We start from the raw sequence: 15,810 nt of genomic DNA, 5'->3' as shown, positions 1-15,810 counted from the left end.
ATCAGGACCGCTTGGACGCGCGGTGCGTCAGCAGGCGTTGCAGCAGGCAGAAAACGAACAGCAGGATGCCGACGACGATGCGGGTCCACCAGGAGCTCAGCGTGCCGTCAAACGAGATCAGGGTCTGGATGATTCCGAGCATCAGCACGCCGAACAACGTGCCGGCCACGTAGCCCACGCCGCCGGTGAGCAGGGTGCCGCCGATCACCACGGCCGCGATGGCGTCGAGTTCCATGCCAACGGCGTGCAGGCCGTAGCCCGAGAGCATGTAGAAGGTGAACACCACGCCGGCCAGTGCCGAGCAAAAGCCCGAGAGCGTGTACACACCCACCAGCGTGCGGCGCACCGGCAGGCCCATCAGCACGGCCGACTGCTCGTTGCCGCCCACGGCGTAGACCGCGCGGCCAAACGGCGTGTTGTGGGCGATGAACACCGCGGCCAGCAGCACGGCGACGGCGATCACCGCGCCCAGCGAGAGCGAGGCGTCTTCCCACAGCGGCAGGCGCCACTGCGCCAGCTCCGAGTAGGGCTCGCTGGTGATGCTGATCGAGTCGATGCTGATGAGGTAACACAGGCCGCGTGCGAGGAACATGCCCGCCAGCGTGACGATGAAGGGCTGCAGCCGGAAGCGCTCGATCAGGAAACCCATGAAGGCGCCGAAGGCCGTGCCCATGAGCAGCACCAGCGGAATCGCCACCAGCGGGCTCCAGCCCCGGTGCTCCACCAGCGCGGCCAGCACCATGGTGCTCAGCGCCACCACCGAACCCACCGAGAGGTCGATGCCGCCTGAGAGGATCACGAAGGTCATGCCCACCGCGACGATGATCAGGAAGGCGTTGTCGATCAGCAGGTTGAGGAACACCTGGGCCGAGAAGAAGCCGGTGTAGAGCACCGAGCCCATGGTGGCCATGGCCACGAACAGCGAGATGGTGGCGATCAGCGGCAGGAACTTGGGGTTCAGGCGCGAGCGCACGGTCTTTTGCGGCATAGGCGCCACGGGATTCGCTGCGGCGTCGAACGAGGGGGTGGGGACCGCACTCATGACGACGCTCCCTGCACGCCGGGCCGGCGCACCAGCACACCCACCTGGGCGCGGAACTCGGGCGACTGCAGCAGCATCACGATGAACACCACCACCGCCTTGACCACCAGGTTGATCTCGGGTGGCACGCCCAGCGAGTAGATGGCGTAGGTCAGGGTCTGGATGATCAGCGCGCCGATCACGCTGCCCACCAGGCTGAAGCGCCCGCCGGTCAGCGCCGTGCCGCCCAGGGTCACGGCCAGGATGGCGTCGAGCTCCAGCAACTGGCCGGCGTTGTTGCCATCGGCGCTTTTCACGTTGGAGCTGATGAGCAGGCCGGCGATGCCCGCGCACACGCCACAGAAGGTGTAAGCGGCCACGATCAGGCGGCGCGACTGCACGCCGGCCACACGCGCCGCCGTCGGGTTGATGCCCACGGCCTGCACGAACAGGCCCAGCGCCGTGCGCGTGACGGCCAGGTACAGCGCGGCGAACACGGCCGCCACGATGAACAGCGAGAACGGCAGGCCTGCCAGGTAGCCCCCACCGAGGAAGAAGAAGGGCTTGTAGTAGATGGTGATGATCTGCCCGTCGGTGATGAGCTGGGCGATGCCCCGGCCCGCCACCATCAGGATCAGCGTGGCGATGATGGGCTGCATGCCCACCTTGGCCACCAGCACGCCGTTCCACAGGCCGCACAGCGCGGCCACGCCGATGGCGCCCCCGATGGCGAGCGGCATGGGGAAACGGGTCTCGGTGCCCGCCACCGAGCCGCCGATCATCCAGGCCGCCACCGCCGCTGCGATGGCCACCACCGCGCCCACCGAGATGTCGATGCCGCGCGTGGCGATCACCATCGTCATGCCCAGCGACACCAGCACCAGCGGCGCGGCGCGGTTGAGGATGTCGATCAGGCTGCCATACAGGTGGCCGTCGCGCCACTCGATGTGCAGGAAGCTGTCGTTGAACACCGTGTTCACGATCAGCAGCAGCGCCAGTGTGATCAGCGGCCAGGCAAGGCGGTGGCGCAGCGCGGCGCTCAAGGGATGGGTTTCAGACATGTTCGGCGGCGATGAGTTCGTAGACGGCGTCTTCGCTGCTCCCGGCCGGGAGTTCACCGACCTTGCGGCGGTCGCGCAACACCACGATGCGGTGCGCCACGCGCACCACCTCGCTCATTTCGGAGGAGATGAACAGCACGGCCATGCCGGCCTGCGCCAGGCGCAGGATCTGTTCCATGATTTCCTGCTTGGCGGCCACGTCGATGCCGCGCGTGGGCTCGTCCAGGATCAGCAGACGCGGCTCGATGGCGAGCCAGCGCGCCAGGATGGCTTTCTGCTGGTTGCCGCCCGAGAGCAGGCCGATAGGCTTGTCCACGCTCTCGGTCTTGATGCCCAGCAGCTTCACGTAGCGCTCGGCCAGTGCGGTCTGTTCGGTGCGCGAGAGGAATTTGCCCACGCCCATGCGTGCCTGCAGCGCCAGCGCGATGTTCTCGCGCACCGAGAGTTCGGCCACGATGCCGTCGGTCTTGCGCTCTTCGGGGCACAGCGCCAGGCCGTGGCGGATCGCGTCCATGGGGTTGGAAAACGCCACCGTCTTCCCGTCGATGCGCAGCACGCCGCGGTCGGGCGACTCCAGGCCGAACAGCAGCCGCGCCAGCTCGGTGCGGCCCGCGCCCAGCAGGCCGGCCAGGCCCACCACCTCGCCCGCGCGCACCCGCAGGTCCACCGCCTGCAATTGGCCGCTCTGGCCCAGGCCCTCGGCCTGCAGCAGGGCCGGCGTCACGTCGTCGAACACGGGCGACACGGGCGCCTCGGTGGACTGCGCGGCCAGCTCGCGCCCCAGCATGGCCGCGATCAGCGCCTGCGCCGGCAGCTCGCCCACCGGCCACTCGCCCACCCAGCTGCCGTTGCGCAGCACGGTGATGCGGTCGGAGATGGCGTAGACCTGGTTCAGGAAGTGGGTCACGAACACGATGGCCAGGCCCTCGCTGCGCAGGCGGCGCAGCACCTCGAACAGCTTCTGCACCTCGTCGTCGTCCAGGCTGGAGGTGGGTTCGTCCAGGATCAGCACGCGCGACTCGATGCTGAGCGCGCGCGCTATCGCCACCAGTTGCTGCACGGCCACGGGGTAGTCCGACAGCAGCCGCGTCACGTCGATGTCCAGCCCGATGCGCGCCACCAGCTCGCGTGCGCGCCGGTTCAGCGTGGCCCAGTCGATGCGGAAACCTTGCGCGAGGCCCAGGCGCGGGTAGCGCCCGGCGAAGATGTTCTCGGCCACCGAGAGGTTGGGGCAGAGGTTGACCTCCTGGTACACCGTGCTGATGCCCAGGCGCTGCGCGGCCCGTGGCGAATCGGGCCAGGCCGTGGTCTGCCCCTGCGCTCCGCCGCCCAGCCGCATCTGCCCGCCGCTGGCTTCGAGCACGCCGGTGAGCACCTTGATCAGCGTGGACTTGCCCGCGCCGTTCTGCCCCATCAGCGCGTGGATTTCGCCCGGGTACAGACGCAGCTGCACGTCGCGCAGCACGGGAATGCCCGAGAACTGCTTGTGAACGCCCGTGAGCTCCAGCACGGGGGTGGGGGTGGACGTGCTCATCTCAGGTCGTCATGTGGTGCCGGAGCGCGAACCGCAACGCATGAAGCAGCCCAGGCCAGGGCACCGCCGGGCCGGCTTTGCCGGACGGCCAGTGCGGCCCCCTTGAGGGGGTCGCGCGGAGCGCGGCGGGGGTGTTCCATATTCATGCCTTGTTCTTGTTGTAGACATCGACCAGAACGGCCGCGAGCAGCACCACGCCCTTGATGACCTGCTGGTAGTCGATGCCGATGCCCAGGATGGACATGCCGTTGTTCATCACGCCCATGATGAAAGCGCCGATGACCGCGCCCATCACCTTGCCGACACCACCCGAGGCCGAGGCCCCGCCGATGAAGCAGGCGGCGATCACGTCGAGCTCGAAGCCCAGGCCGGCTTTCGGCGTGGCGGTGTTCAGCCGCGCGGCGAACACCAGGCCGGCCAGCGCGGCGAGCACGCCCATGTTGACGAAGGCGTAGAACGACAGGCGCTCGGTCTTGATGCCCGAGAGCTTGGCCGCTTTCTCGTTGCCGCCCATGGCGTAGATGCGCCGGCCGATGGTGGTGCGGCTGGTGACGAAGTCGAACAGCACGATCAGCAGCGCCATCACGATCAACACGTTGGGCAGGCCCTTGTACGACGCCATGAGGTAGGCGAAGTAGATGAGCAGCGCGGCGAAGGCGGCGGTCTTGATCAGGAAGAAGGCGGTGGGTTCGGCGTGCACACCGTGCTTGAGCCGGTTGGCGCGCGAGCGCACGCCGGCCACGGTCAGCGCCGCGGCCACCGCCACGCCCAGCAGCAGCGAGGTCACGCGCAGGCCTTCGGCGTCGAACAGGTCGGGGATGAAGCCCGAGCTGAGCATCTGGAAGGCGTCGGGGAAGGGGCCCACCGACTGACCGGCCAGCAGCGCCAGCGCCAGGCCCTTGAACACCAGCATGCCCGCGAGCGTGACGATGAAGGAGGGGATGCGCGAGAAGGCGACGAACCAGCCCTGCGCCGCGCCGATCAGGCCGCCACACAGCAGGCACACGATCGAGGCCGGCACGAAATGCCATTCGTATTCCACCATCAGCACCGCGGCCAGCGCGCCGATGAAACCGCAGACCGAGCCCACCGAGAGGTCGATGTGGCCGGCCACGATCACCAGCAGCATGCCCAGCGCCATGATGACGATGTAGCTGTTCTGCAGCACCAGGTTGGTCAGGTTCAGCGGCTGCATCAGCGTGCCGTCGGTCATGTACTGGAAGAAGCCCATGATGGCCACCAGCGTGATCAACATGCCGTACTCGCGGAAGTTGTGCTTCAGGTGGTCCAGCGGCGATTTGCCGTGGTGGGGAACGGCGTCGGCGGGGGTCACGGCGGTGGCGGGTGCGGTGGGGGTGGGTGTCATCTGGCTCATATCAACTGGCTTTCACGATCGCTCGCATGATTCGTTCTTGAGAGGCTTCGGCGGTGGGCATTTCGGCCACGAAACGGCCTTCGTTCATCACGTAGATGCGGTCCGAGATGCCGAGCAGCTCGGGCATCTCCGACGAGATCACGATCACGCACTTGCCCTCGGCCGCCATCTGGGCGATCAAGGTGTAGATCTCGTACTTGGCGCCCACGTCGATGCCGCGCGTGGGCTCGTCGAGGATGAGCACCTCGGGGTTGGTGAAGAGCCACTTGCTCAGCACCACCTTCTGCTGGTTGCCGCCCGAAAGGTTCACGGTCTTCTGGTCCACGCCCGAGCAGCGGATGCGCAGCTTTTCGCGGTAGCCCTCGGCGACGCGGTGCTCGCGGCCGTTGTCGATCACGGTCGCCGAGGACACGCCGTCGAGGTTGGCCAGCGACACGTTGAACTGGATGTCTTCGCTCAGCACCAGGCCGTTGCCCTTGCGGTCTTCGGTGACGTAGGCCAGGCCGTGGCGCACGGCTTTTTCCACCGTGCTCACGTCGATCGGCTGGCCGTGCAGCAGCACCTGGCCGCTGATGCGGTGCCCCCAGGAGCGGCCAAAGATGCTCATGGCCAGCTCGGTGCGGCCCGCGCCCATGAGGCCGGCGATGCCCACGATCTCGCCGCGGCGCACCTGCAGGTCGATGCCCTTGATGAACTCGCGATCGCTGTGGTGGGGGTGGTAGGCGCGCCAGTTGCGCACCTCGAACACGGTCTCGCCGATGTTCGGTTGGCGCCGGGGGTAGCGGTCGGCCATCTCGCGGCCCACCATGGCCTGGATCACGCGGTCTTCGCTGACGGCCCCGGCGCGGCAGTCCAGCGTCTCCACCGTGCTGCCGTCGCGCAGGATGGTGATGGAGTCGGCCACGCGGGAAATCTCGTTGAGCTTGTGCGAGATCAGGATGCAGGTGATGCCCTGTCCCTTGAGTTCGAGCAACAGGTCGAGCAGCGCCTGGCTGTCGTTTTCGTTCAGGCTGGCGGTGGGCTCGTCCAGGATCAGCAGCTTGACCTGGCGCGACAGCGCCTTGGCGATCTCCACCAGCTGCTGCTTGCCCACGCCCAGGTGGGTGATCAGGGTTTCGGGCGACTCCTTGAGGCCGACCTTCCTGAGCAGGGCCTGGGTCTTGCTGTGCGCGGCCATCCAGTCGATCACGCCGTGGCGCGCCGTTTCGTTGCCCAGGAAGATGTTCTCCGCGATCGACAACAGCGGCACCAGCGCGAGCTCCTGGTGGATGATGATCACCCCCAGGTGTTCGCTGTCGCGGATGTCGTCGAAGCGGCGTTCCTGCCCTTCGAAGACGATCTCGCCGTTGTAGCTGCCGTGGGGGTAGACCCCGGAGAGCACCTTCATCAGGGTCGATTTGCCGGCGCCGTTTTCACCCACGATGGCGTGGATCTCGCCCGCACGCACGCGCAGGTTCACCTGGTTGAGCGCCACCACCCCGGGGAAGGTTTTGCGGATGTCCCGCATTTCGAGCAACATGGTCTGGACTTGTCTGTAGAGGCCTGGGATTCACACCCGGCAAGGCCCGCCGCCCGCGTGGCCGGGTGGGCACGCGAGCGGCGGGGGTTCTTGGCCGGCGGGGCGGCTTACTTGATCTGCGATTCCTTGTAGTAACCGCTGCCAACCAGCACCTTGTTCCAGTTGGAGCCGTCCACGGCCACCGGCTTGAGCAGGTAGGAGGGCACGACCTTCACGCCGTTGTTGTAGGTCTTGGTGTCGTTGATCTCGGGCTGCTTGCCCGAGAGCGTGGCGTCCACCATGTTGGCCGCGACCTTGGCCAGCTCACGCGTGTCCTTGAACACGGTGGAGTACTGCTCGCCTTTCAGGATCGACTTGACCGAGGGGATTTCCGCGTCCTGGCCGCTGACCACCGGGCAGGGCTGTTGCGCCGTGCAGTAGCCCACGCCTTTGAGCGAGGACAGGATGCCGATCGACAGGCCGTCGTATGGCGACAGCACGGCGTGCACCTTGTCCTTGCCGTAGAAGGCCGAGAGCAGGTTGTCCATGCGGGCTTGTGCCACCGCGCCGTCCCAGCGCAGCGTGCCCACCTTGTTCATGCCCAGCTGCTTGCTGCGCACCACCAGCTTGCCGCTGTCGATGTACGGCTGCAGAACGCTCATGGCGCCGTCGTAGAAGAAGAAGGCGTTGTTGTCGTCGGGCGAGCCGCCGAAGAGTTCGATGTTGAACGGGCCCTTGCCCTGCTTGAGGCCGAGCTTGTCCACGATGGAGCCGGCCTGCAGCACGCCGACCTGGAAGTTGTCGAAGGTGGCGTAGTAGTCCACGTTCTTCGAACCCTTGATCAGGCGGTCGTAGGCGATGACCTTGACGCCCTTGTCGGCCGCGCTCTGCAGCACGCGCGAGAGCGTGGTGCCGTCGATGGAGGCGATCACCAGCACCTTGGCGCCCTTGGTGATCATGTTCTCGATCTGGGCCAGTTGGTTCGGGATGTCGTCGTCGGCGTATTGCAGGTCGGTCTTGTAGCCGCGCTCCTTGAGCACCTTGACCATGTTGTCGCCGTCGGCGATCCAGCGCGCCGAGGACTTGGTGGGCATCGAAATGCCGATGCTGCCTTTGTCCTGCGCCATCGCCAGTGGCGAGACGCCGACGGCGCCCAGTGCCAGAGCGGCCAGCGCGGCCTTGAGGGTTGCACGTTTCATGTATGTGTCTCCAGTCTTTCGAGGAACCGCACGCCTTGCGCGGCGTGCGGGGTTGGGGGCGATCCGGGGGCCGGATCAGTACTTGCGCTTGGGGAACTCCTGGGCGGCGACTTCCATCGGGAAGATGCCTTCTTCGGTCACGATGCGTTTTTGCACCGCCTTGCCGGCCTTGATGTCTTTCACGGCGGCCATCAGCTGCGGGCCCAGCAGCGGGCTGCATTCCACCGACACGTTGAGCTTGCCGGCGATCATGGCCTCGAAGGCGCCCTTGACGGCGTCCACCGAGATGATGGTGATGTCCTTGGCGGGCTTCATGCCGGCCTCTTCGATGGCCTGGATCGCGCCGATGGCCATGTCGTCGTTGTGCGCGTAGAGCACGTTGATCTTCTTGCCCTCGGCCTTCAGGAAGGCTTCCATCACTTCCTTGCCTTTGGCGCGGGTGAAGTCACCGGTCTGCGAGCGGATGATCTTGAACTTGGCGTCGGCCTTGATGATTTCCTCGAAGCCCTTCTTGCGGTCGATGGCCGGGGCCGAGCCCACGGTGCCCTGCAGCTCGACGATGTTGACCTCGCCCTTCTGGTCTTTCATCTTCTCCACCAGCCAGCGGCCGGCCTTGCGGCCTTCTTCAACGAAGTCCGAACCCATGAACGAGACATAGAGCGAGGTGTCTTTCACGTTCACCGCGCGGTCGGTCAGCACCACCGGGATCTTGGCGGCCTTGGCTTCGCGCAGCACGGTTTCCCAGCCCGACTCGACCACGGGTGAGAACGCGATCACGTCGACCTTCTGTGCGATGAAGGAGCGGATCGCCTTGATCTGGTTTTCCTGCTTCTGCTGGGCGTCGGAGAACTTCAGCTCGATGCCGGCTTCCTTGGCGGCCGACTTGATCGACTCGGTGTTGGCGGTGCGCCATTCGCTTTCGGCGCCGACCTGGCTGAAGCCCAGCACGATGGGCTTCTGGGCCCAGGCGGCGGCGGGGAGCAGCCCGGCGAGCGGGGCGCAGGCGATAGCGACGGCGAGGGTTCTGCGGTTCAGTTTCATCATGTTGTCTCCTGGTTGATTGGGAAAGGCGCTTGCGGGGAACGGGTTCAGGCCAGCATGTAGCCGGTCTTGACGGTGGTGTAGAACTCGACCGCGTAGCGGCCTTGTTCGCGCGAGCCGTGGCTCGATTCCTTGCGCCCACCGAAAGGCACATGGAAGTCGACGCCCGCCGTGGGCAGGTTGACCATGGTCATCCCGACCTCGGCGTGGCGTTTGAAGTGCATCGCGTGCTTGAGCGAAGTGGTGCAGATGCCCGCGCACAGGCCGAAGGGCGTGTCGTTGGCCAGCGCCAGCGCGTGTTCGTAGTCGTCGGCGCGCAGCACGCAGGCCACCGGGCCAAAGATTTCTTCGCGCGCGACGCGGTGTTCGGGCCTGGCCAGGAACAGCGCCGGGCTCATGTAGTGCCCCGGCGTGGGCCGCTGCAGCAGGTCGCCGCCCCAGACGTGTTCGGCCCCTTCGTTGCGCGCGATCTCGATGTAGGCCAGGTTCTGTTCCAGCTGGGCGCGGTCCACCACCGGCCCCATTTCAATGCCACGCTCCAGCGCGTGGCCCACCTTGAGCGTGCTCAGGCGCTGGCGCAGCTTGGCCACGAAGGCGTCGTGCACCGGGGCCTGCACGATCAGGCGGCTCGACGCCGTGCAGCGCTGGCCGGTGGAGAAATAGGAGCCCTGCAGCGCGCAGTCCACCGCCTGGTCGAGGTCGGCGTCGGCCAGCACCACCAGCGGGTTCTTGCCGCCCATCTCCAGCTGCACCTTGGCGCGCCGCGCCGTGGCGGCCTTGAGGATGCGCTCACCGGTGGAGACCGAGCCGGTGAAGCTCAGCGCGTTGACCAGCGGGTGGTCCACCAGCGTCTGCCCGACCTCGCGGCCGCTGCCCATGACCAGGTTGAACACGCCCGCGGGCAGGCCGCAGCGGCTGATGATCTCGGCCAGCGCCCAGCCGCAGGCCGGCACCAGCTCGGCCGGCTTGAACACCACGGTGTTGCCGTAGGCCAGGGCCGGCGCGATCTTCCAGGCGGGGATGGCGAAGGGGAAGTTCCAGGGCGCGATGATGCCCACCACACCCACGGGTTCGCGCGTCACGTCCACCCGCACGCCCGGGCGCACCGAGGCCATGACCTCGCCCGGCACCCGCAGCGCCTCGCCGGCGAAAAACTTGAAGATCTGGCCGGCGCGCGCCACCTCGCCCACGCTCTCGGGCAGGGTCTTGCCTTCCTCGCGCGCCAGCAGCGCGCCCAGCTCGTCCTTGCGCGCCAGCAGCTCGCTGCCGATCTGGTCGAGCACGTCGGCGCGGCGCTGGGGGCTGCTGTGGCTCCAGTGGGGCAGGGCGTCGGCCGCGGCGCGGATCGCCAGCTCGGTCTGGTTGCGGTCGGCGCGGGCGTATTCGGCCACCACTTCCCGGGTGTCGGACGGGTTGGTGCTCACCCCGGTGGTGGTGCCGATCTCCCAGCGCCCGTTGATGAAGTGCCGGGGGTTCTGCTGCATGTCGCCGAGTTTCATGGGTGCCCTTGCCGTTTTTGTCTCGGGCTGCAGTCTATGTTGGGTTTGTATATCAATCCAATCGTTTTTTGGACAAAATACATATCTATCCGAACATTCTGGAAAACCCCGATCCCTTACGCCATGAGCACCTACAACCACTGGTTCATCCGCGCCCGCCTCAAGACCCGCCAGCTGCTGCTGCTGGTGGCGCTGGCCGAAGAAGGCAACATCCACCGCGCGGCCCAGGTGCTCAGCATGACGCAGCCGGCGGCGTCCAAGCTGCTGAAAGACCTGGAGGACGTGCTGGAGGTGTCGCTGTTCGATCGCCTGCCCCGGGGCATGCGGCCCACCTGGTACGGCGAGACCATGATCCGCCACGCGCGCATGGCGCTGGCCAGCCTGAACCAGGCGCACGACGAGCTCAACGCGCTCAAGACCGGCCACTACGGGCAGGTCGGCATCGGCGCCATCACCTCGCCGGGCCTGAGCCTGCTGCCGGCGGCGGTGGCCCTGGTCAAACAGGAGCACCCCAGCCTGCGCATCTCGCTGGACATCGAGACCAGCCCGGTGCTGCTGGACCGGCTGGAGCAGGGCGCGCTCGACATCGTGGTGGGCCGGCTGTTCGCCGAGCACGACAAGACCCACCTGCGCTACGAACCACTGACCGAGGAACTGATCTGTGCCATCGCCCGCCCCGGCCACCCGCTCTCGGGCATGAGCGGGCTGACCCTGCGCGACGTGCTCGCGGCCGGCTGGATCGTGCCGCCCGCGGGCAGCGTGCTGCGCCACCGCTTCGACCTGATGTTCCAACAGGACGGCCTGGCCCCGCCGATCAACACCATCGAGAGCTCGGCCCTGCTGTTCATCACACGCATGCTGCAGCAGAGCGACATGGTGGCCGTGCTGGCGGCCGACGTGGCGCATTACTACGCCTCACACGGCCTCGTCACCGTGCTGCCGCTGGACATGCCCTGCCACATGGACGCCTTCGGCATCATCACCCGCACCGACCGCCTGCTCTCGCCCGCGGCCAAGGTGATGATGAAAGCGCTCAAGCAGACCAGCATGGCGCAGTACGGGCGGCGGTTGGAACAGGATTAGCGCCGGTCGACCCTCTCGAAGCGAGTGCAACCGGGAGCTGGTTGCTTTGCGCACTCACTTTCGTAAAGCAGTAGGTCTTTCCATCAGACGGAATCGACCGTCCATCCAGTCCCCATGCCCGAGGTGTGGATGCGACGGCGCGTCGTCGATATGCTCGCGCCCCAATCCGTGTCTGATGTTGCTCGTTGGTCCGGGTTCAAGAGCCAACCATCAACGCATCCAGGGGGACCCATGCTGAAACAAACACGTGTTCAAGCGACTTCGAGGCCTTTTCGTTCCAGGCCTTTGGTGGTTGCGCTGGGATGTTGTTTTGTCGGTGTAGCAAGTCATGCGCAAGGGCAGAGCGTCAATACGCCCCCGGTTGGCTATATGTCCTGTGCCATAGAGGGGCAGCAATGCAGTTTCAATGGCACTGCGAATGTGATCTATGGTGCAAACAGTACCTGGACCCGTCCCCGCCGCTTCACCAATGGCGTGAATTGCAGCAATGCCATTTTTGGTGATCCATTGATGGGGGTTTTGAAGGCCTGTTACGTCGCGCCGACATCAGCTTCAGCTCGAGCCCAAGTTCCAACCCCAGCCCCAACCCCAGCCCCAGCCCCAGCCCCAGCCCCAGCCCCAGCCCCAGCCCCAGCCCCAGCCCCAGCCCCAGCCCCAGCTCCAGCTCCAGCTCCAGCTCCAGCTCCAACCCCAGCCTCAGCCCCAGCATCGGCATCGGCATCGGCATCGGCATCGGCATCGGCATCGGCATCAGCATCAGCATCAGCATCAGCATCAGCATCAGCATCAGCACGGATGCGAGCACCGGTGCCCAGGGTTGTGCTGAAAGCGCCTCCAGCGGGCTACACCTTGTGTGCCGTTGAAGGACAGCAATGCAGCTTCAATGGCACCGCGAACGTGGTCTATGGTTCGGGCAGTGAATGGAGCTTCCCCCGTGGCTTCTCCAATGGCGTGAGTTGCAATAGCGCCACGTTTGGTGATTTATTGATGGGGGCGCTAAAGGCGTGTTATGCCAGTGCCCCTGCCCCTGCCCCTGCCCCTGCCCCTGCCCCTGCCCCCGCACCCGCACCCGCACCCGCACCCGCACCCGCACCCGCACCCGCACCCGCCGGGAATGTTCTTTATTTCAGCCCTGGAGGGGTCAATACAAACCCAGGAACAGCAGCGCTGCCCAAGAGAGATCGCGCGGGTGTTGACATCAATACCTTGCCGGCAGGTACGCAGCTTCTATTCGAAAGAGGTGGCAGCTATTCGTGGCCATTTGTAATTCTGGAAAATCTGAATGCCACTGAAGCGCTGCCTATTTTGGTGGGGGACTACGGCGCGGGAGAGAAGCCTGTTTTCAATACGGCCGGCGATGCAATCTTTTTCGGAAATTATCAAAATACGTCATTCGATGGTGGATACACATTCCGGAACGTTCGATTCATTGGGCCTGGCTCAGGTACAGGCATGTTCCTGCAAAGCGTGCACCATGTGACGCTGGATGGCGTAGAGATGTCCAATTATGGAATTGCCATTCAATCGCAGGCAGATCGCAGCCCGGGGGTACACAACCTTCGCATTGTCAACAGCAGTATCAGCAGAAACACGGCCATGGGCATTCTGGGGCAATTCTCGAATTCCGTCATCGAAAACAACGTATTCGAAGCGAACAATTTCAGAGGATCGGGTTTTGATCATGGTACCTACCTGTCAGGCAAGACGGGGTACAGCGGATACAACATTGTGATTCGCAACAACCACTACAACAGAAATTCCAATGTGAATGGGGTGTGTACCGGGGGCAACATGACCTTCCACGGCCAGATGGACGGGGTTCTGATCGAGGGGAACCGCGTCGAACAGGACGCCGCAGCGGATGGCTGTTGGGAGATGTCGATCACGCAGGGCTACGACACCGCCGAGTGGTTCCGCAACTTCGTGGTGCGCAACAACAAGCTCATCAATGCGGGCAACACAGGGATGGCGGTCCAGTCGGCGCCGGGCATCATGATTGAGGGCAACGTGGTCATCAATACGCAGGACAGGTACCAAACCGGCATTGCCGTGGGCCACAACGAGTTCCAGAACGGCGACGTGCCTGACGGCAACGCCACGGTACGCAACAACACGGTTTGCCAGAGTGGTGGTGCTACCGGGCCCGCGGTCAACGTGAATTCACCGAACAGCGTGGTCACCAACAACGTCGTTGTGACAGGTGCGGCCGCCACAACCGGGGTTTGCGCACGCTGAGAGGCGGTGAGTCGGTAAACCCGACTCTCCCGGCCCGCACGGGCCTCGCAGATGTTGCGAGGCCCTTTTTCATTTCTGCTCTCCATGGTGCAGGACACCACCCCGAGGTGGTACGAAACGGAGCAGCCCAGGGCACCGTCGGGACGCCCTTTGACAAGCTCAGGGCGGCCGTCCGTGCGCGGCGCGCGGCGGGGGCTTCCTGTTATGCCCAGCCAGCATCCACCTTGAATTCCTGCGCCGTGCACATGGCCGCGTCGTCCGAGCCCAGGAACAGCACCATGCGCGCGATGTCCTGCGGGCGCAGCTTGTCGGGCAGGCACTGATTGCGCTGGATGTCCTGCTCGCCTTCGGCGTCCAGCCAGAGCTTGATCTGACGCTCGGTCATGACCCAGCCGGGTGACACCGTGTTGATGCGGATGCGGTCGCGGCCCAGGGTCTTGGCCAGGCCGCGCGTGAGGCCGTTCACCGACGACTTGGCGATCGCGTAGCAGGGGTAGGCCGCGCCCTTGGTCTGCCAGCCGGTGGAGCCCAGGTTGATCACCGAGCCCGCGCCGAGCCGGCGCATGCCCGGCACCACGGCCTGGATCGCGAAGAAGGCGGGGCGTTCGTTGATCGCCATGCGCTGGTCGTAATAGTCTGGCGTCACCGACTCCAGCGTGTGGCGGTCGTCGCTGGCCACGTTGTTGACCAGCACCGAGAAGTCGCCCAGCTCGCCCGCCGCGTCGCTGATGGCCGCCTGCAGGGCCGCCACGTCGCGCACGTCGCACACGCGCCACCAGGGGCGCGGGTGGCCGGCGTCAACGAGTTGCTGCGCCAGGCTTTCGCTGGCTTCGCGCGCCACGTCCACGAAAGCGACGCGTGCACCTTGTTCGGCAAACGCCGCCACAATGGCAGCTCCGATGCCGCTGCCACCACCGGTGACGAAGACCGAGCGGTTCTGCAGGCTGGGAAACCGGGAGAGTCCACCCGCTTCAGGGCTTGGGGTGGGCGTGCTTGAAAAATCTGTCATAGCAATATGTGTATCAGTCAATGAGAAAAATGTCGGTTCCAAGCATCACTTTGCGTTGATAAGATGCGGCCCGTCAAGAGGCATTCATCGGACATGTGCAGAAACAACAACCGGAGACAACGATGAGCGCAGCACCCGACCTTTCCCAAGCCAGCCAGCAGGGCGAAGGTATTTCCGTGAGTGGTGGCGTGGACAACCCGGCGAGCGCCTTTGTTGCGCCCGTGGTCGGGCCCTTGCGCTGCCTGCAGGCAGCGGGCGCCGAGCTGGGTGAAGGCCTGCTCTGGTCGGTGCGCGAACAGGCGCTGTACTGGGTGGACATCCTGGCCTGCCAGCTGCACCGGCTGGACCCGGTCAGCGGCGACCACACCGGCTGGACCTTTGCCGAGGAGATTTCGGCGCTGGCCGAGCGCGCCAACGCGCCGGGCCTGATCGTGACCCTGCGCCGGGGCTTTGCCCTGTTCGACCCCGCCACCGACCACGAGCCCCGCTACCTGTGCCAGCCCGAGCCCGAGCTGCCCGGCAACCGCTTCAACGACGGCAAATGCGACGCACAAGGCCGTTTCTGGGCCGGCAGCATGGACTTCGCCTGCGAAGCCCCCACCGGCTCGCTCTACCGCTACGACCCCGACGGCCAATGCACGCGCCACGACGAGGGCTTCGTGGTGACCAACGGCCCCACCTGGGCGCTGGACGAGGGCCGCCTGTGTCTGTATTTCAACGACACGCTCAATGGCAGCACCTACCGCTACGACTGCGATCCCACCACCGGCACCCTGACCAACAAACAGCTCTGGAACCGCTTCGAGCCCGACGACGGCTTTCCCGACGGCATGGCCACCGACGCGCTGGGCCGGGTCTGGATCGCGCACTGGGGCAGCGCCTGTGTGAGCTGCCACGACCCGGTGACCGCCCAGGAGCTCGGCCGCGTGATGCTGCCCACCAGCCACGTCACCAACTGCGCGTTTGGCGGGCCGGACCTGCGCACGCTGTTCATCTCCACCGCGCGCACCGGCCTCACGCCCGAACAACTCGCCGCCGAGCCCTTGGCCGGAGGCCTGTTCGCCGTCTCCGTGGACGCCCCGGGCCTGCCCGCCAACCTCTTTGGTGGGTAGATGGCTCCCCCCCGCCGCGCTTCGCGCGACCCCCTCAAGGGGGCGACACCAGAGGCACGTCCTGAGCTTGTCGAAGGGCGGTTCCTCGGTGTCCTTGGATGGCACCGCTTCATGCGTTGGGGTGTAGCGCTCCGGCACCATGG

At 65.7% G+C, this 15,810-nt stretch carries 13 protein-coding genes; 3 read left to right on the top strand and 10 right to left on the bottom strand.

The window, feature by feature from the left end:
• Nucleotide 1: 1 nt before the first annotated feature.
• The 8 genes from yjfF to KIH07_RS23540 form a co-directional block, all read right to left on the bottom strand.
• Complete coding sequence (gene yjfF / locus KIH07_RS23575) at nucleotides 2-1,042, bottom strand: galactofuranose ABC transporter, permease protein YjfF (RefSeq protein ID WP_226494278.1); 1,041 nt, start codon at nucleotides 1,040-1,042, stop codon at nucleotides 2-4.
• Nucleotides 1,039-2,082 carry an ABC transporter permease gene (locus KIH07_RS23570; protein ID WP_226494277.1) on the bottom strand — a complete coding sequence of 348 codons (1,044 nt, stop codon included), beginning with the start codon at nucleotides 2,080-2,082 and terminating at the stop codon, nucleotides 1,039-1,041. The genes yjfF and KIH07_RS23570 overlap by 4 nt, the downstream gene beginning before the upstream one ends.
• Complete coding sequence (locus KIH07_RS23565; RefSeq protein WP_226494276.1) at nucleotides 2,075-3,616, bottom strand: sugar ABC transporter ATP-binding protein; 1,542 nt, start codon at nucleotides 3,614-3,616, stop codon at nucleotides 2,075-2,077. Before KIH07_RS23565 ends, KIH07_RS23570 begins: the two co-directional genes overlap by 8 nt.
• 142 nt (nucleotides 3,617-3,758) lie before the next feature.
• Entirely contained in the window at nucleotides 3,759-4,991 is a 1,233-nt protein-coding gene (mmsB, locus tag KIH07_RS23560) for a multiple monosaccharide ABC transporter permease (RefSeq protein ID WP_226494275.1), read from the bottom strand.
• Between the two features lies 1 nt (nucleotide 4,992).
• Entirely contained in the window at nucleotides 4,993-6,510 is a 1,518-nt protein-coding gene (gene mmsA, locus KIH07_RS23555; protein WP_226494274.1) for a multiple monosaccharide ABC transporter ATP-binding protein, read from the bottom strand.
• A gap of 107 nt (nucleotides 6,511-6,617) precedes the next feature.
• On the bottom strand, nucleotides 6,618-7,688 hold the full coding sequence (gene chvE, locus KIH07_RS23550) for a multiple monosaccharide ABC transporter substrate-binding protein (RefSeq protein WP_226494273.1): 1,071 nt from the start codon (nucleotides 7,686-7,688) through the stop codon (nucleotides 6,618-6,620).
• 75 nt (nucleotides 7,689-7,763) lie between these two features.
• Complete coding sequence (locus tag KIH07_RS23545) at nucleotides 7,764-8,729, bottom strand: ABC transporter substrate-binding protein (RefSeq protein WP_226494809.1); 966 nt, start codon at nucleotides 8,727-8,729, stop codon at nucleotides 7,764-7,766.
• A gap of 47 nt (nucleotides 8,730-8,776) precedes the next feature.
• Entirely contained in the window at nucleotides 8,777-10,228 is a 1,452-nt protein-coding gene (locus KIH07_RS23540) for an aldehyde dehydrogenase family protein (RefSeq protein ID WP_226494272.1), read from the bottom strand.
• Nucleotides 10,229-10,351: 123 nt separating this feature from the next.
• Here KIH07_RS23540 and KIH07_RS23535 point away from each other — a divergent pair, with 123 nt between their 5' ends.
• Nucleotides 10,352-11,311, top strand: a complete 960-nt coding sequence (locus KIH07_RS23535; protein WP_226494271.1) for a LysR substrate-binding domain-containing protein — start codon at nucleotides 10,352-10,354, stop codon at nucleotides 11,309-11,311.
• Nucleotides 11,312-11,774: 463 nt separating this feature from the next.
• Here the strand turns inward: KIH07_RS23535 and KIH07_RS23530 are convergent, their stop codons facing one another.
• Nucleotides 11,775-12,104: a hypothetical protein gene (locus tag KIH07_RS23530; protein WP_226494270.1), complete on the bottom strand. Its 330-nt coding sequence runs from the start codon at nucleotides 12,102-12,104 to the stop codon at nucleotides 11,775-11,777.
• A gap of 26 nt (nucleotides 12,105-12,130) precedes the next feature.
• On the opposite strand from KIH07_RS23530, the gene KIH07_RS23525 reads away from it, so the two are divergent.
• A complete protein-coding gene (locus KIH07_RS23525) occupies nucleotides 12,131-13,546 on the top strand; it encodes a right-handed parallel beta-helix repeat-containing protein (protein WP_226494269.1) in 1,416 nt (471 codons plus the stop codon).
• Between the two features lie 202 nt (nucleotides 13,547-13,748).
• Here the strand turns inward: KIH07_RS23525 and KIH07_RS23520 are convergent, their stop codons facing one another.
• Nucleotides 13,749-14,555: an SDR family NAD(P)-dependent oxidoreductase gene (locus tag KIH07_RS23520; RefSeq protein ID WP_226494268.1), complete on the bottom strand. Its 807-nt coding sequence runs from the start codon at nucleotides 14,553-14,555 to the stop codon at nucleotides 13,749-13,751.
• A gap of 122 nt (nucleotides 14,556-14,677) precedes the next feature.
• Between KIH07_RS23520 and KIH07_RS23515 the strand changes: the two genes are divergently transcribed.
• The gene (locus tag KIH07_RS23515) at nucleotides 14,678-15,667 is read left to right on the top strand and encodes an SMP-30/gluconolactonase/LRE family protein (protein ID WP_226494267.1); all 990 of its coding nucleotides are present in this window, start codon (nucleotides 14,678-14,680) and stop codon (nucleotides 15,665-15,667) included.
• Nucleotides 15,668-15,810 lie beyond the last annotated feature (143 nt).

This window comes from Hydrogenophaga taeniospiralis (assembly GCF_020510445.1).
GTDB lineage: Bacteria > Pseudomonadota > Gammaproteobacteria > Burkholderiales > Burkholderiaceae_C > Hydrogenophaga.
The sequence above is the reverse complement of the archived record's forward strand: the minus strand, read 5'-3'. Positions and strand labels throughout refer to the sequence as shown.

Coding starts and splice junctions, on each gene's coding strand:
- KIH07_RS23545 (WP_226494809.1), bottom strand. CDS start 8,729: ATGAAACTGAACCGCAGAACCCTCGCCGTCGCTATCGCCTGCGCCCCG.
- mmsB (WP_226494275.1), bottom strand. CDS start 4,991: ATGAGCCAGATGACACCCACCCCCACCGCACCCGCCACCGCCGTGACC.
- chvE (WP_226494273.1), bottom strand. CDS start 7,688: ATGAAACGTGCAACCCTCAAGGCCGCGCTGGCCGCTCTGGCACTGGGC.
- KIH07_RS23535 (WP_226494271.1), top strand. CDS start 10,352: ATGAGCACCTACAACCACTGGTTCATCCGCGCCCGCCTCAAGACCCGC.
- KIH07_RS23540 (WP_226494272.1), bottom strand. CDS start 10,228: ATGAAACTCGGCGACATGCAGCAGAACCCCCGGCACTTCATCAACGGG.
- KIH07_RS23520 (WP_226494268.1), bottom strand. CDS start 14,555: ATGACAGATTTTTCAAGCACGCCCACCCCAAGCCCTGAAGCGGGTGGA.
- mmsA (WP_226494274.1), bottom strand. CDS start 6,510: ATGTTGCTCGAAATGCGGGACATCCGCAAAACCTTCCCCGGGGTGGTG.
- KIH07_RS23515 (WP_226494267.1), top strand. CDS start 14,678: ATGAGCGCAGCACCCGACCTTTCCCAAGCCAGCCAGCAGGGCGAAGGT.
- yjfF (WP_226494278.1), bottom strand. CDS start 1,042: ATGAGTGCGGTCCCCACCCCCTCGTTCGACGCCGCAGCGAATCCCGTG.
- KIH07_RS23570 (WP_226494277.1), bottom strand. CDS start 2,082: ATGTCTGAAACCCATCCCTTGAGCGCCGCGCTGCGCCACCGCCTTGCC.
- KIH07_RS23565 (WP_226494276.1), bottom strand. CDS start 3,616: ATGAGCACGTCCACCCCCACCCCCGTGCTGGAGCTCACGGGCGTTCAC.